Here is a 20,677-nt window from a genome sequence, read left to right as displayed (position 1 = left end):
TCAGATCGAACGCAGGGCGTTTTCCCGGGCGGCTTGAATGTCGATATCGGTCAATCCCAGGGCAGCTTCGATCTGCGAGAGCTGCTCTTCCTCGGCATCGTCACGGTCGCCATCGGCCAGAGCCACAGACCACATCGCATCACCCAGCGCCTTGCGGTCGGCGTAATCCACCTCTTCGCGCAGGATCGCCGCAAATTCGGGCGTGCCGGGGGCGTCGCGTTCCAGCGCTTCGCAGGTGGCACGCAGCTTGGCCGCTTCAATCGGGTTCAGCCCGAAGGATTGCGCAAGGATACGGTCGATCTGGCCGATTTCGGCGGCTTTGTATTCCTTGTCGGCAAAGGCCACGCGCACCAGCAACGCGCCGAGGGCAAGCTGGGCGTTGGGTTGAGGCAGGGGTTTCGGTTCGGGCGCACGGCGCGGGAAGAGACGTTCAAACATAAGCCGTTATTAGCTGAGGTTGGGTGGTTTTCCAAAGCGTAAAGTGTCAATGGCAAGCCCCTGCGGGTCAGTATTTGTCACAATAAAGCCTGCAATGTCATCGGGGCCGCGATTGCGGATGAACCCGACGGAAAATTCGCCGGTCGGGTCAATGGGAACTGTGCCGATCAACGTGCCATCTCGGCGGTGGAACGAGACCATTGCAACGCCAGCCTCGCCGCCACGCAGATCGAAGGCAAAGGCGGATTGGTCCTCGTCGAACAAAACCGCAATTGCGCCTTCGCCCTGCGCCTCGCGCTTGGGGTAGCCCGCCGCGCCATAACCGTTGAGCACGGTCGTGCCGCCAAACCGCACCACTGAAAGGTTTTGCCCCGCATCGCCGGGCATCATCGTGAGGGGGGCAAAAGCGGTGCCGGCGATCTGGTCATGGGTGCCGACATTCTCGACAATCTGGCCGGCAAAGCGTTCGCCAAAGGTTGCGCCGGGCAGGGGCAGGATATCATCGACCCGAAAACCCGGCCCACCACCGGCCTGAATATCGTCAAAAGTGATGATTTGCGGCAGGACCAAACCGTCTGGATCCACCAGACATACCGGCGCGCCGCAGGCCAATGCGGCATGGGGCATCAAGGCCAGAAGAATTGCGCCGAGACGTGTCATCCCGAAAGCCTAGCATATTTTTCGAGATGCGTATCGTTTTAGTTGTGCGCCGTCATCACAGTTTGGCGAAGAGGGCCGCAAGGCGCTTGGCCTCATCGGCCAGACCATAGGGCGGGTTGATCACAAACAGGCCCGAACCCACCATCCCGTGGCCGGGGCGTGCGGGGGGAAACCGGACCTCTGATCGCAGGGCGTCAGGGTGCGCTTGGCCCAGCATTTGCAGCATCGGCAGATGCGCCTTATTGGTCAGGATCGGATACCACAGCGCGATAATCCCGACGTTCCACGCGCGGGCAAGTTTGCCGATCTGTTTGGGAATATCCTGATAGTCGGTTTTGATCTCATAGCTGGGATCAATCAACAGCAGCCCACGGCGCGGGGTCGGTGGGGTCAGGGCAAAGGCCATCTGGAACCCGTCCTGCAAATAGCATTTCGCCGGATAGGGTGACATGGCCAGATCAAGCCCGCTGTGTTCTTGGGGGTGCAATTCGGCCAGATGGATCCTGTCCTGTGTCCGCAACAGCTGCGCGGCGATCATTGGCGATCCGGGGTAGGCAGCGGGTCCATGGGTGGCGCGGGTTTGCGCCAGAACTTCTGCATAGGGATGATCTGTCGCAAACCATCCTTGAACCTTTTCAACCCCTTGCGCCGCCTCACCGGTCTTGAGCGCGGCGTCATCCGTCAAATCATAGAGCGCCCGGCCAGAATGGGTTTCCATATAGGTGAGGGGTTTGTCCTTGCGGGTCAGATAGACCAGCATCCAGGCCAGCAGTGCGTGTTTTTGCACGTCCGCCAGATTGCCTGCGTGATAGATGTGTTGATAGCTCAGCATCTGATCCGTGTAGCGGTTTGAAGCAGCGGCGCAATAGGGTGCGGATCAGAAAACATCGCCAATAACCCTGTCCTGAAACCACAAGAGCGACGGGTAGGCGGCGATCCAGATCCAGACAAAGCGGTTCAACCCAAAGAAAATCGCATTCGACAAATGGAAGCTTGCCCCGATGCACAGCGCGGCAATCAACAGGGTCTGATCCAGCAGGGCCAGTGGAAAGACCACTTCAAACAGGATAACCGCCCAAGACGCAGTCCAAAGCAGGCGCGGACGCGCCGCGAGTTTGCGCAGGTTTTCACTGACCGGATAGGCGGAAAAGGCAAACACATCCCGCAGCGCCCGGCCGGAGCGCCATTCAGGGTTCACGATCTTGACCCGCCCGGAGATGAAATAGGACAACGTCAGCTGAAAGGCGAGATAGCCAAAGATCACCTCTTGCCAGAACAGGCTCGGCATCCATTGCGCAAGGGTCAGGCACCACAGGATCAGCAGGCTCATCCGGTCGCTGCCACCGTTATAGGGGCCCTGAAACCGATGCAGCATCCACAGGCTGATCACCACAAGAACCAGCAATGCCAGTTCGGCTTGGGCGCCAAAGAGCAGGGCAAGGCAGGCCACGATACGGATGGCAAAGATCGCCCGTTCCACCCCGCTGCGCAGCATGAATTCGGCGCTTTGTTGAAGGAAAGCCAGCGCGATCAGCACTTCGGTGGCGCGAAAGGCGGTGTCGAGCGTCATGTGCGGCCCCGATAGATGCGCGGCTCTGACATATAGGTGATGTTTTCGGTGATCTGTTCCCCCTCGCGGCGCACAAAGATCAGGCGGAATTGCAGCATCAAAGGGCTATCGCCCGCTGTATCCGGCGCAGAAATATAGAAGTTCAACCTGTCAAAGATCTCATCCACACTATGCTGGTTCGGGTTCAACATCAGCCGTTCCGACAAGCTTACTAGGTAAAGAGAATCGTTCCAGCGCGGGTTCCAGATCAAGCGCCGCAGAATGGTCAGCAGGGACAGATTTTGTGGCCGAGGCCGAAATTCGTTCCAGCCTTCGCCATCTTCTAGAGGGGCAGCAAACAAGCGCCACTGCACCCGTGGCGAGGGTTCAATTGCTTTGAAAAATTCCCAAGACGGGATCAAACCCGGCAAAAGCAGGAAGAAAAGACGCACCATCCTGGTAACTTAACACCTGCAATTTTCAGCAGCGTTAAACCAGCCGTGACATTTCTTTGGCCGCGCGGACAAAGTCCTTGAACAGGGGATGCGGGTCAAAGGGTTTGGATTTCAGTTCGGGATGGAACTGTACTCCGATGAACCAAGGGTGATCCTGCCATTCGACAATCTCGGGCAGTTTGCCATCGGGGGACATGCCGGAGAATTTGAGGCCGGCCTCTTCGAGCTTGTCTTTGTAAGCGATATCAACCTCATAGCGGTGGCGGTGACGCTCATCAATGGCGGTGGTGCCATAGGCCTGCGCCACTTTAGATCCCTCTGTGAGGGTCGCATCATAGGCGCCCAGACGCATGGTGCCACCTTTGTCATCGCCGACCTTGCGCTCGACTTTGTGGTTGCCCTGAACCCATTCCTTGAGGTGGTAGACCACAGGTTCAAACCGTTTCTTGCCTGCCTCATGGTCAAACTCTTCGGAGCCCGCCGCGCTGACACCTGCCACGTTCCGTGCCGCTTCGATCACGGCCATTTGCATGCCCAGACAGATGCCCAGATAGGGCACTTTGTGTTCGCGGGCATATTGCGCCGCTTTGATTTTGCCTTCGGTGCCGCGCTCGCCAAATCCACCGGGCACAAGGATCGCATGGAACCCTTCGAGGTGGGAGCTCACATCTTCGGCCTTGTCGAACACTTCGGCATCGACCCATTCCACCTTGACCTTGACGCGGTTGGCCATGCCGCCGTGGGTCAAAGCCTCGGCGATAGACTTATAGGCGTCTTCAAGCTGGGTGTATTTGCCGACAATCGCCACGCGCACGTCGCCTTCGGGATTTTGAATGCGGTCATAAACATCATGCCAAACGGCCAGATCGGGACGCGGGGCGGGGGAGATGTCAAAGGCATCCAGAACCGCCTGATCGAGACCCTGCGCATGGTAGGCCAGCGGCGCTTCGTAGATGGATTTAAGGTCATAGGCCGCCACGACGGCTTCGCGGCGCACGTTACAGAACAGCGCGATTTTCTCGCGTTCCTTCTGCGGGATCGGCTGTTCGGAGCGGCAGACCAGAATGTCGGGCGCAATGCCGATGGATTGCAATTCCTTCACGCTGTGCTGGGTCGGCTTGGTCTTCAGCTCGCCACTGGCGGCCAGGTAGGGCAGCAGGGTCAGATGCATAAAGATGCACTGCCCGCGCGGCTTGTCGTGGGAAAACTGGCGGATCGCTTCAAAGAAGGGCAGGCCTTCGATATCGCCGACGGTGCCGCCGATCTCACAGAGCATAAAATCAACTTCGTCTTCGCCAATGGCGAGGAACTCTTTGATTTCATTGGTGACATGCGGAACCACCTGGATGGTTTTGCCCAAATAATCGCCGCGGCGTTCCTTTTCCAACACGTTGGAATAGATGCGGCCCGAGGAAACGGAATCGGTTTTGCGGGCGGGCACGCCGGTGAAGCGTTCGTAATGGCCCAGATCGAGGTCTGTTTCGGCCCCGTCATCGGTCACGAACACTTCGCCATGTTCAAAGGGCGACATCGTGCCGGGATCGACGTTCAGGTAGGGATCAAGTTTGCGCAGCCGGACCGAAAATCCCCGCGCTTGCAACAGCGCCCCCAAAGCCGCCGATGCCAAACCTTTGCCAAGGCTGGAAACCACACCGCCGGTGATGAAGATATATCGCGCCATATGTCCTGAGACCCCCGTGAATTCGTATTTGTGTTTGACCAAAAACACCAAACTGCGCTGCGAAATAACGCAGCACCACGGGATTTAAGCCTAACAGGATTCGGATGCTCAAGGCAAGGCCAAGCCGCAACATGATGTTGCGAAAAACGGCATTGCCTCAATGTTTAGTGTTTTTCGTTCAGTCCGCCGCTGGCACCAAAGGTGCATTGTCATCGGCGGTTGGTGGCAGCAGGCTTTCACCGGCAGGCAGGCCCGTTTCGGTGTCGGTCACGGCTGGCGGCGTTGCGCTCAGACGATCCAGAACCGATGCACCGGAGGATTTTTGCGCCACGATCACGGTCAAAGAGATCGACGTGACGATAAAACCGGCGCCCAAAAGCCAGGTCAATTTGCCAAGCGCAGTGGCCGCTGCCCGGCCTGAAACGGCACCGCCGCCGCCACCCATGCCAAGACCGCCCCCTTCAGAGCGTTGCAGCAACACAACGGCAATCAGGCCAAAGGCCAAAAGCAGGTGAACGATCAGAACGACATTTTCCATGGAGACGGGCGCTTTCGAATTTCGTTTGCGGGTATCTAGGCGTCTTTGCGGCGCGGGGCAAGTCGGGATCGGCTTTGTGCGCCATTCTTTGCGGTCTAAAGGGCGGGGTGTCGCGGCTGCGCCGCATAACAAAGACCGCCGCATGGGGGCGGCGGTCTGTTGAAGCGGTGCTCTACCACGCCTTGTTAGAAGGGTTATCCTGGAATTGAGGTGGATCAGACTCGCTTCGTAGGACAACCATACCACAAAAAACGGCCGATTTCGCGGGTTGAATTGTAAACGGATTAAATTGTTCCGCCGGTCATGGACAAGGTCAGTGCGCTGTTGCAGTCTCGCGCCATGCCTCATGATCATTCTCACGACGACCCGCATGCGCTTTTGCCTTCTGATCCTGCCCTTCGGGTCAAGGCGTTGGAGACCCTTTTGACCCGCAAGGGATTGATTGATCTCGCCGCGCTGGATGAAATCATCGACACTTATGAAAACCGCATTGGCCCGCGCAATGGTGCCCGCGTGGTGGCCCGTGCCTGGCTTGATCCGGCGTTCCGTGCGGCCCTGCTGGAAGATGCGACAAAGGTGGTTTCGGATCTCGGGTTTTACGGGCGGCAGGGCGAACACATGGTCGCGGTGGAAAACACCGAGACCCAGCATAACATTGTCGTTTGCACCCTGTGCAGTTGCTATCCCTGGCCGCTTTTGGGTATTCCGCCGGGGTGGTACAAATCAGATGCCTACCGCGCCCGCGTTGTGCGCGAGCCGCGCAAGGTTTTGGCTGATTTTGGCGTGACCTTGCCCAGCGAGACCGCGGTGCGCGTCTGGGATTCCACCGCCGAGGTCCGTTATCTGGTGATCCCGCAAAGGCCCGCAGGCACAGAGGGCATGGACGAAGAGGCGCTGATGACCCTGATCAGCCGAGACAGCATGATCGGCACAGCATTGGCGAGTGCCCCATGAGCCGGGTGCATGACATGGGCGGGCGGTATGGCGATGGCACGATTACGCCCGAGCCGGAAGACGAAGTGTTCCACACCGATTGGCATGCGCGGGCGTTGGCCGTGACGCTGGCTGCTGGATCGCTTGGCAAATGGAACATCGACGTTTCCCGCCACGCGCGGGAATGTCTGGCCCCGACGGACTATGCGCGGTTCTCTTACTATGAGAAATGGATTTCTGGCCTGGCCAACCTTCTGGTCGAAACCGGCGTTGTGACCCGCGAAGAGTTGTCCGGACAAGCCGATCCCGCGCCCAGCCCACTGGCCGACAAGAAACTGACCGCCGATCAGGTGGCGGGGGTTCTGGCCAAGGGCGGCCCTGCCGATCGGCCCAGCAACACCGCGCCGCAGTTCGAAGTGGGCGACGTGGTTGTCACACGCAAGATCGCCGCCAATACGCTGGTTGATGGCGGGCATACGCGCCTGCCGACCTATGCCGCTGGTGCGCGGGGCCGGATCCTTCGCCTGCATGGAACTCATGTGTTGCCGGACAGTTCGGCGCACCGGTTGGGAGATGCGGCAGAGCCGCTTTATGCTGTGGTGTTCCCCGCGTCCGAGCTGTGGTCGCACCCCGAGCATCCACACGATGAGGTGGTTCTGGACCTGTGGCAAAGCTATCTGGAGCCGGAGGCATGAGCGCGCCTGAACCGGCCTTTGAAGCGCCTTGGCATGCGCAGGTCTTTGCTCTGACCGTACATTTGAATGAGGCGGGGCATTTCGCCTGGGCCGATTGGGCGGAACGCTTTGGCGCAACGCTGGCGCGGCATGGCTTGGACAAAGAGCTGAACGGCGGTGAGGATTACTTTACCGCTTGGCTGGAAACACTTGAGGGCTATCTGGCCGAGATCGGTATGGCCGCCCCCGCGGATGTGGCCGACCTGCGCAATGCATGGGAGGCGGCCTATCTGTCAACGCCGCACGGGGCGCCGGTGCATCTGGCCGATTGACCGCCGGATCCAATGCTTCAATCTCGGCTGTATAGGCCCGCTTTACGCAGAAACCGCCGCCATGCGCCTTTTTGGGGGAGCAAGCTGCCGATCCGCTTGGACGAACCGGCCAGACGGTTGAATTCATGCACGTCGATGATCCGCTCGGCGCAGCCGCAGCCCTCACCGGTAGCAACCTGTTTGTAATAGAACTTTTCAAAGCTCTCACTTGTCCGGGCCGTCTTGCGCATTGCCGTTCCTTTCAGTTGTCCACATCGTCCATATCGGCCTGTCCGGACAGGTTGCGCCGCACATGGCTCCAACTCAGGCCGATGCCCAAAACAAGGCTGAGTGCGGCCAGTGCCAGCCAGACATTTGCGCTGGCATTGTCGAGGCGTAGCACCTTGAAATCATAAAGCACCCAAAGCGAGGCCGAGACAACGGCCAGCACAAGCATCATACCAAAACCGCCGATAGATCGCAAAGTGGCCCGCAGATAGATGATATAGCCAATCATCAAAAGCAGCCCCAAAAGCACCGCAACAGACAGATTTTCCCGCCCGAAATCACGCACCCAAGTGGCGTAGTTATACTCGGTCGGGTTGAAGGTCGCGGCGAGCAGACCAAATGCACAGATCCAGCGCAGGACAAAGCCCATTTTACGGCCCTCTTTCTTTTCGCCAAAACTACCGCCGAGGCGGTGGCAAAGTCCAGTGCGGGAAAGCCGGGCACTGGGCATTCATTTGAGGCAAAACGCAGCATGGCGGATTTTCCAGTTTCGCCGCCCGCCTGCTGCCGCTATACGGGCGCGGGTTGTCTAGAAGGAAGATCATCATGGCCAACGTAGTTGTTGTCGGTGCCCAATGGGGTGACGAAGGAAAAGGCAAGATTGTCGATTGGCTGTCTGAACGCGCCGACGTGATCGCGCGGTTCCAGGGTGGTCACAACGCCGGCCATACCCTGGTGATTGATGGTGAGGTTTTTAAGCTGCACGCGTTGCCCTCGGGCGTGGTGCGCGGTGGCAAATTGTCGGTGATCGGCAATGGTGTGGTGTTGGATCCCTGGCACCTGCTGAACGAAATCAAGACCATCGAAGCGCAGGGCGTGACGATCAATCCCGAAAGCCTTATGATTGCCGAAAACACGCCGCTGATCCTGCCGTTTCACGGTGAACTGGATCGCGCGCGCGAAGAGGCGGCCAGCAAAGGGACCAAGATCGGGACCACCGGCCGCGGGATCGGACCGTGCTACGAGGACAAGGTTGGCCGCCGTGCCATTCGTGTTGCCGATCTGGCGGATGCCGCGACACTAGAGGCCCGCGTCGACCGTGCCTTGCAGCATCATGACCCGCTGCGCAAAGGGTTGGGGATCGCGGCCATCGACCGCGACGCCCTGATTGCGCAACTGCAAGACATTGCACCAAAAATTCTGCCTTTCGCAGCGCCGGTCTGGAAGGTATTGGCCGAGAAACGCAAGGCGGGTAAACGGATCCTGTTCGAAGGGGCGCAGGGCGCCTTGCTGGATATCGATTTTGGCACCTATCCTTTTGTGACCTCCTCCAACGTGATTGCGGGGCAGGCTGCGACCGGCGTGGGCCTTGGCCCGACCGCTATTGATTATGTGCTGGGCATCGTGAAGGCCTATACAACCCGCGTGGGCGAAGGCCCGTTCCCGACAGAGCTGAAGGACGCGGATGGCCAGCGCTTGGGCGAGCGCGGCCATGAGTTCGGCACCACCACCGGGCGGCAACGCCGCTGTGGCTGGTTCGATGCAGCGTTGCTGCGCCAAACCTGTGCGACCTCTGGCATCACCGGCATCTGCCTGACCAAACTGGACGTGCTGGACGGGTTCGAAACCCTGAAGATCTGTGTTGGCTATGATCTGGACGGTCGGCGGCTGGACTATCTGCCCACCGCTGCCGAAGAACAGGCCCGCTGCGTGCCGGTTTACGAAGAGATGCCCGGCTGGTCTCAATCCACCGAAGGCGCGCGATCCTGGGCGGATCTGCCTGCCGAGGCTATCAAATATGTGCGCCGCGTGGAAGAGTTGATTGATTGCCCGGTCGCGCTAGTTTCCACCTCACCGGAGCGGGAAGATACGATCCTGGTCACTGATCCATTTGCAGACTGATCACAGCGGTACGAAAGGGCATCACATGGCACTCAGCTACAAGGCACGCAGACGTTGGTCATTGGTGATCCTGCTGGTGGGATTGCCGGTCTATATCGCTTGCGCGGTCTGGGCGGTGAACCAGTTTGAGCGTCCGTCGATCCTTTTGGAACTGGGCATCTATGTCGGGCTTGGCATTGTCTGGATCTTGCCCTTCAAGTTTGTATTTATTGGGATCGGTCAGGCCGATCCGGATCAGGACAAATAGACCGGACATATTCCGAAAATGAAAAAGGCGGCCACTGGGGCCGCCTTTTCTTGTTTTTAGTGTCAACAGGTTAGCCTGCTGCGCGTTCGCCGGGGCGGTAACCGATATCATCAGATACCGTGAACCGGCCCCCTTTGATCTTTTCGATTTTGCCAGAGCGCAGCAACTGTCCAAAGGAGCGCAGACCATCTTCGCGGCTGAACCCGTCTTCGGCGCTGACCTGACGCACCTTGGTCATCAGCTGTGGACGCGAGAATTGTTTGCGACCCTCAACAAAGGACATATAGGCTGCCGCCGCTTCGAGCAGTTCGGGCAGCTTCGTTGCGCCCATTTCGGCGGCGTAATCGGCAAAGCTGTCGCCATCGGGGGTTTCAACCGGATCTGCCACCGCCGCAACACGGCGCGGGCGCACGGGGCCCTCGGATGTGGGGCGGGCGACGTCGATACGCTGTTCCGCGACCAGTTTAAGTGGCGCAGGGCGGCTGCCGCCTGGGCGCTTGGTGCGGCCTTCAGGGCTGGGTCGGCGCGGACGCACCACTTCGGCCAGATCACTGCGGTAAGCGTTGTCGTTCTCGTCCTCGGTCTCTGGCTGGCCCATCGCGACATCGGCCTTTTTCGCGGCCACTGCGGCACGCAAATGGGCAAAGGCATCGCGGCGCGTTGCGCTTTCCGGTTCGTCCATCTGCTGATCGGTTTCGGCCAGCAAACGGTTGACGTCAGAGCTTTGATCATCCTCATCAATGGATGGCAGAATACGCCGGGCCGCTGTCGGGGCGGCAGGTGCCTTTTCTGCGATCTCTGGCGCGGCGGTGTCTTCTTCCAACTCCGCCTCAAGCGAGGAGAGCTCTGCAACCAGATCTTCTTCGTCTTCCGGCGTCAACGCCGTTGCATCGGTCTTTGACGGTGCGATCTGGTCCAGCGCGGATACATCCTCGGCGGCCTCTTCTGCCGTTTCACCGGCGTCCAGTTCGCTGTCTTTCAGGGCGGCTTCCAGCTCGGCCCGGTTGACCTTGATCACCCGTGCGGCTGGCGCTTTTTCAGCTTTTGCATCGTCTTCATCGGCCAGTGCGGCCAGATCTGCCAAAGCATCCTCATCAGCGGGCTTTACGTCTTCTTCGTCAAAGAGATTGCTCAGGCTTGCGGCCAAATCATCCTCTTCGGCGTCATCTTCCGCAGTATCCTGCGCAGTTTCAACCTCGGCTGCCTCGTCTTCGAAACTGGCGTCGTCGATGTCTTTGCTGCTCAGGGCGCTGAGGATGGAATCCACCTCATCATCATCTTGGGCGGCCGGCGCGGCCGTATCGGCTTGCGCGGCATCGGCGTGTTCGTCCTCAAGGAAATCGGTGTCCTCGTCGGCAACTTCGTTCTGCGCAACAACGGCGCGGATGCGCTGAAGCTTTGCGGCAATGCTGTCTTCCTTTGGTGTCACAGAGGCAGAGGAAATCTCTTCTGTGGGCAGTACGTCAGACGCTTCTGCGCCCTCCGATACCGCCGCCGCGACCGTGGCAACCCGAGCAGAAGCCGCCACAGGGGCAGATGGGGAAAGTGTCTCTTGATCTTCGAATGTGTCGTTGGCACCCGCGTGGTCCGCATCGGCAAAGAAGGCCTCAACCTCGGCATCCGGCTGACCGGGCACAATGTCCGGCGTGTCCTCGGGCGTGTCTTCGGCTGCGGGGGCTGGCTGTTCTAGGGCGGGCTGCGCCTCAGCGATGACTGCGGGTGCGGAGGTCGAGATGACCACCGGAGCTTGCGCAGCGGCCTGGTCATCCTGCGGCAATTGCACGTCAGGGGCGGCGGCAACAACGGCGGCGGCCGGTGCGGCAATCGCAGCAGCGTGGGCCGGTGCGGTTTCGCTTTGCTCATGGGCGCTCAGTACGATCTTGCCGTCCTGTTCGCGGGCCTCAACGCGGCGCGTCATTTCCCTTTGGGCGATCCGCGCCAACATCTCTGCATCGGGCTGCGGCGGTTCGGCGCCAAAGTATCGGTCATCAGAAGCAAGATCGCGGAAATACTCCGCAATCGCCTTCATGGTGCCAAATGAATCTTCGAAACCTTCCAACGTGCACGAGAAAGTGCCGTAGGAAACCGTTAGAATTTTGTTATTACTCATCATCGGATGCTCGTCCTCTGCGGTTTTGCAGGTTACCGTTTACCACGATATCCAAGACCAAAGCGGCCCGAATCTGTGCCAACCACCGTATCATTTCAAGGCGAGATTGTGTCCAGTTTCCCAAAACCAAGGTAATCTGCCATGATTGACCCTATTATACACAGTTCTGCCGCAATCACCCTCATAGGTGGTGGAGAGGCAAACACAGTTGATCTTAAAGAAGCATTAAGTATTGCGCCGATTTGTGTGGCGGCTGATGGCGGTGTGGTCCTGGCATTAGAGGCGGGGATCATGCCGGAAGCGGTGTTGGGGGATTTTGACAGTGCGCCGAGCGCGGTTCTGGGCCAGATCCCACCCGCGCGATTGCACCGGATCGATGAGCAAGACACCACCGATTTTGAAAAGGCGCTGGCGCGGATTGATGCGCCGGTGATTTTGGGCGCTGGGTTTCTGGGCGGACGGGTCGATCATCAACTTGCTGCGCTTCACGGGCTGCTGGCTTTTGCGGACCGCCCCTGTGTGTTGCTGGGCCGTGATGAGGTGATCTTGCTCGCACCGCCCAAGATCGCATTGCCAACACGGGCAGGAGATGTTGTCTCGCTTTTCCCTTTGGCCGATGCGGCAGGGCAAAGCGCGGGTTTGAAATGGCCGATAGATGGGTTGAACTTTGCCTTGGGGGAAAAAATCGGCACCTCCAACGCGGCGACCGGACCTATGTCGTTGCAGATGGAACAGCCCGGTCTGGCGCTGATCCTGTCGCGTCGGCTTATGCCTGATGTGGTTGCGGCGCTTTGCCAGCCAGACGCCGCGCGGTGGCCTGCTCGCGGTAGATGATGTAGAGGCCCGAGATAATGGTAATGACGATGCCAAGGCTGGCCAGGAGATTTGGCAGGTCTTTGAAAAACACAAAGCCCAGCAAGGTCGCGACCGGAATTTCAAGGTACTGCATCGGGGCCAGCGTGGTCGAGGGCGCATAGCGCAAGGACCAACACATCAACAGATGCGCGCCCGTTCCCAAAACGCCGATGGCAATCAGCAGGCCCCATTCCTGAGCGTTGGGTTGAATCAGATTGAGCGGGTTGAGCCCATGCCCGGATCCGGCCCAGATCACCGGCACCATGATGGCGACCGCGATCAACCCGCTGACAGCCTGCGATCCGATCGGGTCAGTCTCTTTGGCGATTTGCCTTGTGACCAGCATAAAAACAGAAAAATTGGCAGCGACAAAAACCGGCAAAAGCGCAGGCCAGCCAACATTAACAAAGCTGGGCTGCACCACAAAAAGCGTGCCGGTAAAGCCGAGGATACAGGCCATCAATCGGCGGCTGCCGACCTCTTCGTTCAGGACAAATTTTCCGAGCAGCAGCATGAAGAATGGCATGACAAAGACAATCGCCACAGCATCGGCCAAGGGCAGGTATTGCAAGGCTGTAAACATCGCGGCGATGCCGACGATATGTAGAACGGTGCGCAAAACCGTCAGCCCAAGGATACGGCCCCGCATGCGCCATACGCGGCCCGTGGACCAGACCAGCGGGAACAGGATCAGCGTCTGCACTGCAAACCGGACGAGAACGACCTCGGCCAGAGGTACAGAGGTGCCCAGAATCTTGGCCACGGCGTCGCCAAATGGGGCGACCGCGCAAAACCCGAGCATAAGCGCGATTCCGATGAGGGGTTTGTCCTGTGTCATCTTGGTAGGTTAGGATGCCGTTTCTCAGATTGCAATCGCTTAGGTTGTATTTCTTGCGATCACTCTCCTCAATGTGTTGCGATCATCCTATGCCGCAGGACGTCCGAGTTTCACCTGATTGCGTCCGCGTCCCTTGGCAGCATAAAGCGCCTTATCTGCCTGCGCGAGCAGGGCCTCGCCGATATCGTCGCAGTCCTTGGCCGGATGCCGTTCCGGATCGCACAGCGCCATCCCGATGCTGGCCGTAACGCTGACCGGTGCATGTGGCGGGGGCAGGTTGACCGGGCTGGAAGATATCGCATCGCAAACCCGCAGCGCGGCGGTTTGTGCCTGGGCCAGCGACGGGGCTGGCGTGACGATCAAAAATTCCTCACCGCCGATCCGCGCGACCATATCCGTTTTGCGCAGGCAGCCCCTGAGCCGATCCGAAACTTCCACCAGAACCGCATCCCCCGAGGCATGGCCAAATTTATCGTTGATCCGTTTGAAGTGGTCCAGATCCGCGATCATCACCGCAAAAGACGCGCCATTGTCCCGCGCCCGCGTGGCCATCTGGGCCAGATAAGGCATGGCATATCGCCGGTTATAAAGGCCCGTCAGTGGATCATTCACCGCTGCCTTGAGCCCCGTGCGCACGGTGGCGCGCATCTGCTCTCCAATGCGCTTGCGGCGCAGCATCGCCTTGAGCCGCAAGGACAGTTCTGCTGGGTCAAATCCGGCGGTCATCAGATCATCGGCCCCCAGATCCAGCGCAGAGGCACCGATCTCGGCGTCGGGCTTGGTTTGCAAGACCAAAACGCCGGCATGACGGGTCTGGGCATTGGCCCGCAGCGCAGCGATACATCGCAACATCGATTGTGCCGGCTCCCGGTCAGCGGGCAGGATCAGTACAAAGGTATCGGGCGGGGCGCCTTTTTGCAGGGTCTGCATCAAGGTGTCTGGCGCGGCTTGGGTGATCTGCTGGTTCAAGTGGGGCCGCATCTGTATGGCCCAACTGTGCGCGGTGCCAGGGCTTGCACAGACAAACATCGTGCGCCCCTGTTCGGCATAAGGATTGTCCGGCTCCGCCAGGCCCAAAGCGCGGCTGGTGTCTTCGCGCAATTGCCATTCTGCATCGGCGTTCTGCGCCCGCAGCAGACTGCGCACCCGCCCCAGGAGCAATGTGTCGTCCAATGGTTTGGGCAGAACATCCTGCGCACCGGCCTTGAGCAGGGCCACCCGCGATGCGGCATCACCCGAGCCTTGCAGGGCCAGAACACAGATCTGCCGGGTAACAGGGTTGCGGCCCATCGCCCGGCAGAGGTCAGCGGCCTCTCCGTCAGAGAGGGTCATTGCACAAATCACCAGATCCGGCATGTGAATTTCGGCCATCGTCAGCGCGTTTTTCACACAGGACGCCTGCACAACCGTATAGCAGGCCGCCGTCAGCTTGACCTTCAGCACGATCCGGTTGGTGGCAATTGAATCCACGATGAGGATCTTACCCTGCACGCGGCATCCTTTCTGACATGATTTGCATTTCCATGTCCCTGTATTTGGCCCTAATGGTTAACAAACCGTTGCGATGCCCTGAAAACCGGATCACGTTATGACACTCTCTGTTGATGCTGCTGAAATTCTGGCGCTGCGGGCGCTGGCGTGGTTGGCGGCCAATGATGACCTGTTGACGACCTTTCTTGGAAGCACGGGTGCGTCAGAGGCGGATCTGCGCGAACGGGCCGGCGATCCGGTCTTTTTGGGCGCGGTTTTGGATTTTCTGATGATGGATGACGCTTGGGTTATTGGCTTTTGTGACAGCGCCGCGATCCCATACGATCAATTGATGCAGGCCCGTATGGCCCTGCCGGGCGGAGCACAGGTGAATTGGACATGACTGAAATCAAAGGGCTTTTGTTCGACAAGGACGGAACCTTGTTCGATTTTGCCGCCACCTGGGAAACCTGGGCGCATGCGTTCTTGCTGCGAGCCTGCGAGGGCGATCACGCCAAGGCCGGGCGCGTGGGCGCGGCGATCGGATTTGACATGCAGCAGCGCAACTTTGCCCCTGACAGCGTGGTGATTGCCAGCACCGCAGGAGAAGTGACCGAGGCTTTGCACCCGCATTTTCCGCAGATGTCCTTTGCTGCGCTTGAGGACATGTTGAACGAAGAGGCGGCGAACACACAGCAGCAACAGGCGGTGCCGCTGGTCCCGCTTCTGACCGAGTTCCGGCGTAGGGGGCTGGCGCTTGGGGTGGCAACCAATGATGCGGAAATGCCGGCCCGTGCGCATCTGTTGCAGGCCGGCATTCTAGAGATGTTCGATTTTGTCGCGGGCTTCGACAGTGGTCATGGCGGCAAACCCGCGCCGGGCCAGATGCATGCCTTCGCCGCGCAATGCGGTTTGCCCGCGGGGCAGATTGCGATGATCGGCGACAGCACCCATGATCTGGATGCCGGACGGGCGGCGGGCATGATTTGTGTCGGGGTTCTGACCGGCCCGGCAAGCCGCGCCGATCTTGCGCCGCACGCCGATGTTGTCCTCCCTGATATCGGGTATTTGCCGGAATGGCTGGACGCCCAATGATCTGGCATTTTGGGGTTGGAGATTAAAAACGACATATGTCGTCGTGAATGGAAAGGATGGCGTCATGCCGATGGTGCCTTCTGAGATCAACTCAGGAGTAACGACATGACACAGCCACCCAAACGCAGAACCCGCGGCGGCGGCCGCGCAGGTGCACAAGACCGGCGCGGCAGCGCGGTGATCGAACAAATGCCATGGAACCCGCCGGTCAATATCGACCGGCCCACGGAGCCGTTGAGCCCCGAGGGGGTTGAAGCAATCCATGACGGTGCGATGCGCATTCTCGAAGAGATCGGCATTGAATTCCTGAACCCCGAAGCGCTTGAAATCCTGCGCAAGGCGGGCTGCACGATCAATGGCGAAAACGTCCGCATGGGCCGTGATTTTGTTATGGAGTGGGTCGGCAAAGCCCCCTCCGAGTTCACGCTGACACCGCGAAACGAAAAACGGAAAATCACCGTCGGCGGCAACAACCTGTTGTTTGGTAACGTGTCTTCGCCGCCCAACTATTGGGACATGTCGATTGGCAAAAAGGTGCCCGGCACCCGTGAAATGTGCAAGAATCTGCTCAAGCTGACGCAGTATTTCAACTGTATCCACTTTGCCGGCGGCTATCCGGTAGAGCCTTGCGATATCCATGCCTCTGTGCGCCACCTGGACGTACTTTATGACAAGCTGACGCTGACGGACAAAGTGATGCACGCCTATTCGCTGGGCGCTGAGCGTGTCGAAGACGTGATGGAGATGGTGCGCATCGCGGGCGGGCTGACCCACGATGAGTTTGACGCGGCCCCGCGTATGTACACCAACATCAACTCAACCTCGCCGCTCAAGCATGACTTTCCGATGATGGACGGTTGGATGCGCCTGGCGCGGCGCGGGCAGGGTCTTGTCGTGACACCCTTCACCCTTGCAGGTGCGATGGCACCCGTGACAATGTCCGGCGCTGTGGCGCAATCGCTGGCCGAGGGGCTTTGTGCGATTGTCTTGGCCCAGATCATCAACCCCGGCTGCCCGGTGGCGATTGGTACCTTTACCTCCAACGTGGATATGAAATCCGGCGCACCTGCCTTTGGCACGCCTGAGTACATGCGTGCGACCCAGATGACAGGGCAGCTCGCGCGGTACTATGGGCTGCCGATGCGGTCCTCCGGGGTTTGCGCGGCGAATGTGCCGGACGGGCAGGCGATGTGGGAAACCTCCAACAGCCTTTGGGCGTCGGTGCAATCGGGCACCAACATGGTCTACCACGCGGCGGGCTGGCTCGAAGGGGGGCTGATCGCCTCGCCGGAGAAGTTCATCATGGATTGCGAAGTTTTGCAGCAGATCCAGCGGTACATGCAGCCTGAGATTTGTGCGACCGGACCAGACGAGATCGCGCTGGACGCGGTCAAATCCGTGGGCAATGCAGGCCATTTCTTTGGTATCCAGCACACGCAGGATCGTTATACCACGGCATTCTATCAGCCCTTCCTCAGTGACTGGAAAAACTACGAAGGCTGGGAAGCGGCGGGTGGCATCTGGACGGCGGAACGCGCACACCACATGTTCAAGGAAATTATCACCAGCTTTGAAGCGCCGGAGATGGACATTGCGATCCGCGACGAACTGGCCGACTTTGTTGCCCGCCGGAAGTCCGAAGGCGGGGCGCCGACGGATTTCTGATCCTGCCGGATTGGTGTAATTCAGCCGCCCCACGGGTTTTGGTCTGTGGGGCGGTTAGCTACATTTGAAGTATTGCGTCAGGCTGTTTTGCCACGCACGGTTAGCGTCAAATGGATCGACCAACGCCGGACCGGGCTTGTCCTTGAACGCAGCCAAACCGTGTTGGATCATGTAATGTGGGATATAGCTTGGCGGGCCGTTGCTGCGCGCATGGTCACAGATCGCTGTATGAGTTTCGGCGCCGCGCGCCAATGACCGTTCAAAGGTCAGGGAAAGAAATTTCTTCTTACGTTCGCTGAGTTGGCTGAGCGCGTTGAGGGTCAGAACCTGCCCGGCACCATGCGCTGTTTTGTCGGTGACACGTTTGGTGTCAAAATGGGCGCGCAGCCGCATGACAGCCAAGAGTGTGACCGCCGGAACGTAGTCTTGTTTCTGCATACAGGTTTCGAACCCCAACGCGAGGTCCGCAGGGGTGATTTCATTGCCTATTTCGGCCAGAGTTGCACAGCCGATTCTATGTGTCGGTTTCAGGTTGCCTTCTGTTTCATAATTGGTGATGTCGGCCATTGCGCTTGCGGCAAACGCAGTACCGCAGATCGTTGCGATCTGAAGCAGTGAAAGGGCGCGCAGCCACAGAAGCCGCTTTTGAAGAATGGTCATATCCTTGATCGTCATCATTTCCGCAAAGCCAGCTTCAGGTCTTCGATCGCGCCGATTTGACCGTAAGACAGGGTGCCGCCCACCAGATCCATCAAAATCTCTTGCAAGACCCCCCATGAGGCATTGCCGTCGATCTTGTGCAATCTGCGGCCAAGACGCGAAATCGCGGGTTTCGCGCCGTCGCATTGGGTGATCAGCCATCGGCCAAGCACTTCCATTTCTTGCGCTTCTTCTTCGGAGGTCTGCATCCGGCTGCGCAGCAGGAGGTGCAATTGGTCACGCTGTTCGCGGGTGGGCAGGTCGTCAAGTTCGATAAAGGCCTGTGCGATGGCGCAGATTGCGATGCGGTGATCGTCAATACCTTCGACGGGATGCGCTTCGGTTTGCCGCCGGAAAGCCAGTTTGCGCGGGGCGTTCTTAACCGTCGTTGCAACATCGCTGGCCACGTGCAACGCGTCACGCGGGTTGTTGCGCACCCACCACCAAAGCGCGCCGCCAAGGGCGCTGAGGATCAACAGGAACAATGGCATATCGAGGTCTTTCGTTGAGGTCAGTTTTGATGCGCGCAGATTAACTTTTCCACAATGGGTTGCAATGATATAATGATATGCCCGCATGTGGTGCTGCGAAATGTGTAAAACTGTGTCTGTTGGGTAGATATTAAGGGGTTTGGGTAAGGCTGGCGTTGGGACGTATGGGAATGAGGCCGCCAATGCATGGGTTATTCAACCGCAGCATCCAGAATTTTGTCTGTGACACTTACGGCCCCGCCGTATGGGAGGCCAGTGCCCGCCATGCCAATCTCGACTTTATCGAGTTTGAAGCCATGCTTGAGTATGACGACGCCATCACGCCCGCCATTCTTGATGCGGTGTCCAAAACGGTGGAACGGCCCCGCGTCGACGTGATGGAGGATATCGGCACCTATCTGGTGTCGCATCCGCGGTTCGAAGGCACTCGGCGGCTGCTGCGTTTTGGCGGCGTGAATTTTGAGGATTTTCTGCATTCTCTGGATGATCTTGCAGATCGGGCGCGTTTGGCGCTGTCCGATCTGCACCTGCCCCGGATAGAATTGCGCGATCACGTCGATGGGCATTTCTCGCTGATTTGTGCGGCTCCTGTGGCGGGCTATGGCCATGTGATGATGGGGGTTCTTCGGGTTATGGCGGATGACTACGGGGCGCTGGCACTGCTGGAACATACCGGCGGCGGGCAAGGCGTTGAAACGGTGTCGATCACATTGGTCAAAACCGACTTTTCCGAAGGGCGGCGTTTCGACCTCGGCGCACGGGCGACGTGATGATCGTCTCTGCCCCGGTTTTGGATGTTTTATGCCCGATGCATCTGGTTCTCAGTGCGACAGGCCATATCATTCACGCAGGGCCCACCGCGCACAAGCTGTGCAAGACTGACGATCTATTGGGACAACGGTTTCTGGAAGTGTTTGATATCAAACGCCCCCGCGCGATTGTCTCGATGGCCGATCTGCACAAGGCCCGTGATCTCAAGCTGCATCTGGAACTGCGTGATCCGCCGCGTACCGCGTTCAAGGGGATCATGGTGCCGGTGGGGGATGCGGGCAATCATACGGTTGTGAACCTCAGCTTTGGCATCTCCATTGTGGATGGGGTGCGAGACTATTCCCTGTCCAACGCTGATTTTGCGGCGACCGACCTTGCCATCGAGATGCTTTATCTGGTGGAAGCAAAAACCGCCGCGATGGAGGCATCTCGCAAGTTGAACCTGCGCCTGCAAGGGGCCAAGATCGCGGCGGAGGAACAGGCCTTTACCGACACATTGACGGGCCTCAAGAACCGGCGGGCGCTGGATACGGTGCTCAAACGGATGGTCAAAGGCACTGCCTGTTTCGGGGTGATGAACATTGATCTGGACTATTTCAAAGAGGTCAATGACACGCTGGGCCATGCCGCAGGCGATCATGTGCTGCAGATCGTCGCGCAGATCATGGTCAGCGAAACCCGCAAAACCGATACCGTTGCCCGTGTTGGCGGGGATGAATTTACAATTGTCCTGCCTGAAGTGCGCAATGGCAACCTGATGCGCCGGGTGGGCCGGCGGATCATAGACCGCTTGGAAGAGCCGATATCGTTCAACGGGCAAGATTGCCGGATCTCCGCCAGTATCGGCACCGTCTGGATCGGGGAGGAGGATCAATCGAGCATGGAAGACGTGCTCTCCAACGCGGATGTGGCACTTTATGCCTCCAAACATGCGGGGCGGTCGCGGCAAACGGTCTACACACCGGCCTTGCGAAAAAGGGCTCCCAATATGGCCCCGTCAGAGCGGCGGCAGAACCCTGATCCGCGTTAGAAAGAAATTATTGTACACAAATTGTATGCAATGCTAG

General features: G+C 58.9%; 25 protein-coding genes. 11 read left to right on the top strand and 14 right to left on the bottom strand.

The features are described from left to right. From JNX03_RS07375 to secG, 7 genes are all read right to left on the bottom strand, one after another. On the bottom strand, positions 1-438 hold the full coding sequence (locus JNX03_RS07375; protein ID WP_203211748.1) for a TerB family tellurite resistance protein: 438 nt from the start codon (positions 436-438) through the stop codon (positions 1-3). A gap of 9 nt (positions 439-447) precedes the next feature. Continuing rightward, positions 448-1,098: a hypothetical protein gene (locus JNX03_RS07370; RefSeq protein WP_203211747.1), complete on the bottom strand. Its 651-nt coding sequence runs from the start codon at positions 1,096-1,098 to the stop codon at positions 448-450. A gap of 55 nt (positions 1,099-1,153) precedes the next feature. Then, on the bottom strand, positions 1,154-1,930 hold the full coding sequence (gene rlmJ, locus JNX03_RS07365) for a 23S rRNA (adenine(2030)-N(6))-methyltransferase RlmJ (protein ID WP_203211746.1): 777 nt from the start codon (positions 1,928-1,930) through the stop codon (positions 1,154-1,156). Positions 1,931-1,975: 45 nt separating this feature from the next. Next, entirely contained in the window at positions 1,976-2,668 is a 693-nt protein-coding gene (locus tag JNX03_RS07360) for an HTTM domain-containing protein (protein WP_203211745.1), read from the bottom strand. After that, entirely contained in the window at positions 2,665-3,102 is a 438-nt protein-coding gene (locus JNX03_RS07355) for a hypothetical protein (RefSeq protein ID WP_203211744.1), read from the bottom strand. The genes JNX03_RS07360 and JNX03_RS07355 overlap by 4 nt, the downstream gene beginning before the upstream one ends. 34 nt (positions 3,103-3,136) lie before the next feature. Next, positions 3,137-4,783, bottom strand: coding sequence for a CTP synthase (locus tag JNX03_RS07350; protein ID WP_203211743.1), 1,647 nt, complete (start codon positions 4,781-4,783; stop codon positions 3,137-3,139). 178 nt (positions 4,784-4,961) lie between these two features. Further along, on the bottom strand, positions 4,962-5,321 hold the full coding sequence (secG, locus tag JNX03_RS07345) for a preprotein translocase subunit SecG (RefSeq protein ID WP_203211742.1): 360 nt from the start codon (positions 5,319-5,321) through the stop codon (positions 4,962-4,964). A 339-nt stretch (positions 5,322-5,660) separates the two neighbouring features. On the opposite strand from secG, the gene nthA reads away from it, so the two are divergent. Genes nthA through JNX03_RS07330 form a run of 3 tightly spaced genes read left to right on the top strand, consistent with a single transcriptional unit; the run spans position 5,661 to position 7,260 of the window. Then, on the top strand, positions 5,661-6,275 hold the full coding sequence (nthA, locus tag JNX03_RS07340; RefSeq protein ID WP_203212170.1) for a nitrile hydratase subunit alpha: 615 nt from the start codon (positions 5,661-5,663) through the stop codon (positions 6,273-6,275). Continuing rightward, complete coding sequence (gene nthB / locus JNX03_RS07335) at positions 6,272-6,949, top strand: nitrile hydratase subunit beta (RefSeq protein WP_203211741.1); 678 nt, start codon at positions 6,272-6,274, stop codon at positions 6,947-6,949. Before nthA ends, nthB begins: the two co-directional genes overlap by 4 nt. Next, positions 6,946-7,260, top strand: coding sequence for a nitrile hydratase accessory protein (locus JNX03_RS07330; RefSeq protein WP_203211740.1), 315 nt, complete (start codon positions 6,946-6,948; stop codon positions 7,258-7,260). The genes nthB and JNX03_RS07330 overlap by 4 nt, the downstream gene beginning before the upstream one ends. Before the next feature lie 17 nt (positions 7,261-7,277). Here JNX03_RS07330 and JNX03_RS07325 read toward each other — a convergent pair whose 3' ends face one another. Both JNX03_RS07325 and JNX03_RS07320 read right to left on the bottom strand, forming a co-directional pair. After that, complete coding sequence (locus JNX03_RS07325; protein WP_203211739.1) at positions 7,278-7,490, bottom strand: hypothetical protein; 213 nt, start codon at positions 7,488-7,490, stop codon at positions 7,278-7,280. An 11-nt stretch (positions 7,491-7,501) separates the two neighbouring features. Continuing rightward, complete coding sequence (locus tag JNX03_RS07320) at positions 7,502-7,897, bottom strand: DUF6524 family protein (protein ID WP_203212169.1); 396 nt, start codon at positions 7,895-7,897, stop codon at positions 7,502-7,504. 176 nt (positions 7,898-8,073) lie between these two features. Between JNX03_RS07320 and JNX03_RS07315 the strand changes: the two genes are divergently transcribed. Together JNX03_RS07315 and JNX03_RS07310 are read left to right on the top strand one after the other, a co-directional pair. Then, positions 8,074-9,369 (top strand): adenylosuccinate synthase, encoded by a 1,296-nt coding sequence (locus tag JNX03_RS07315; RefSeq protein ID WP_203211738.1) that lies wholly within the window; start codon positions 8,074-8,076, stop codon positions 9,367-9,369. Positions 9,370-9,394: 25 nt separating this feature from the next. Further along, the gene (locus tag JNX03_RS07310) at positions 9,395-9,616 is read left to right on the top strand and encodes a DUF2842 domain-containing protein (protein ID WP_203211737.1); all 222 of its coding nucleotides are present in this window, start codon (positions 9,395-9,397) and stop codon (positions 9,614-9,616) included. Positions 9,617-9,686: 70 nt separating this feature from the next. On the opposite strand, the gene JNX03_RS07305 is transcribed toward JNX03_RS07310, so the two are convergent. Further along, complete coding sequence (locus tag JNX03_RS07305) at positions 9,687-11,726, bottom strand: hypothetical protein (RefSeq protein ID WP_231024293.1); 2,040 nt, start codon at positions 11,724-11,726, stop codon at positions 9,687-9,689. Positions 11,727-11,867: 141 nt separating this feature from the next. On the opposite strand from JNX03_RS07305, the gene JNX03_RS07300 reads away from it, so the two are divergent. Further along, positions 11,868-12,560 (top strand): thiamine diphosphokinase, encoded by a 693-nt coding sequence (locus JNX03_RS07300; RefSeq protein WP_203211735.1) that lies wholly within the window; start codon positions 11,868-11,870, stop codon positions 12,558-12,560. Here JNX03_RS07300 and JNX03_RS07295 read toward each other — a convergent pair. Together JNX03_RS07295 and JNX03_RS07290 are read right to left on the bottom strand one after the other, a co-directional pair. Then, a complete protein-coding gene (locus JNX03_RS07295) occupies positions 12,493-13,419 on the bottom strand; it encodes a DMT family transporter (RefSeq protein ID WP_203211734.1) in 927 nt (308 codons plus the stop codon). The genes JNX03_RS07300 and JNX03_RS07295 overlap by 68 nt on opposite strands. An 87-nt stretch (positions 13,420-13,506) precedes the next feature. Beyond that, a complete protein-coding gene (locus JNX03_RS07290) occupies positions 13,507-14,910 on the bottom strand; it encodes a diguanylate cyclase (RefSeq protein WP_203211733.1) in 1,404 nt (467 codons plus the stop codon). A 97-nt stretch (positions 14,911-15,007) separates the two neighbouring features. On the opposite strand from JNX03_RS07290, the gene JNX03_RS07285 reads away from it, so the two are divergent. The 3 genes from JNX03_RS07285 (at position 15,008) to JNX03_RS07275 (ending at position 17,649) form a co-directional block, all read left to right on the top strand. Next, positions 15,008-15,292, top strand: coding sequence for a DUF3572 domain-containing protein (locus JNX03_RS07285; protein ID WP_203211732.1), 285 nt, complete (start codon positions 15,008-15,010; stop codon positions 15,290-15,292). Further along, positions 15,289-15,984: an HAD family hydrolase gene (locus tag JNX03_RS07280; protein WP_203211731.1), complete on the top strand. Its 696-nt coding sequence runs from the start codon at positions 15,289-15,291 to the stop codon at positions 15,982-15,984. Before JNX03_RS07285 ends, JNX03_RS07280 begins: the two co-directional genes overlap by 4 nt. 105 nt (positions 15,985-16,089) lie before the next feature. Beyond that, the gene (locus JNX03_RS07275) at positions 16,090-17,649 is read left to right on the top strand and encodes a trimethylamine methyltransferase family protein (protein ID WP_203211730.1); all 1,560 of its coding nucleotides are present in this window, start codon (positions 16,090-16,092) and stop codon (positions 17,647-17,649) included. A gap of 54 nt (positions 17,650-17,703) precedes the next feature. On the opposite strand, the gene JNX03_RS07270 is transcribed toward JNX03_RS07275, so the two are convergent. Then, entirely contained in the window at positions 17,704-18,309 is a 606-nt protein-coding gene (locus JNX03_RS07270) for a hypothetical protein (RefSeq protein WP_203240742.1), read from the bottom strand. A gap of 14 nt (positions 18,310-18,323) precedes the next feature. Next, a complete protein-coding gene (locus tag JNX03_RS07265) occupies positions 18,324-18,839 on the bottom strand; it encodes a hypothetical protein (RefSeq protein WP_203211728.1) in 516 nt (171 codons plus the stop codon). Between the two features lie 182 nt (positions 18,840-19,021). On the opposite strand from JNX03_RS07265, the gene JNX03_RS07260 reads away from it, so the two are divergent. Both JNX03_RS07260 and JNX03_RS07255 read left to right on the top strand, forming a co-directional pair. After that, on the top strand, positions 19,022-19,609 hold the full coding sequence (locus JNX03_RS07260) for a heme NO-binding domain-containing protein (protein ID WP_203211727.1): 588 nt from the start codon (positions 19,022-19,024) through the stop codon (positions 19,607-19,609). Beyond that, complete coding sequence (locus JNX03_RS07255) at positions 19,609-20,640, top strand: GGDEF domain-containing protein (RefSeq protein ID WP_231024294.1); 1,032 nt, start codon at positions 19,609-19,611, stop codon at positions 20,638-20,640. The genes JNX03_RS07260 and JNX03_RS07255 overlap by 1 nt, the downstream gene beginning before the upstream one ends. Positions 20,641-20,677: the final 37 nt, after the last annotated feature.

Source organism: Sulfitobacter mediterraneus, from assembly GCF_016801775.1.
Lineage (GTDB): Bacteria > Pseudomonadota > Alphaproteobacteria > Rhodobacterales > Rhodobacteraceae > Sulfitobacter > Sulfitobacter mediterraneus_A.
Note: the sequence above shows the minus strand (reverse complement) of the source record. Positions and strands in the feature narration are given on the sequence as shown.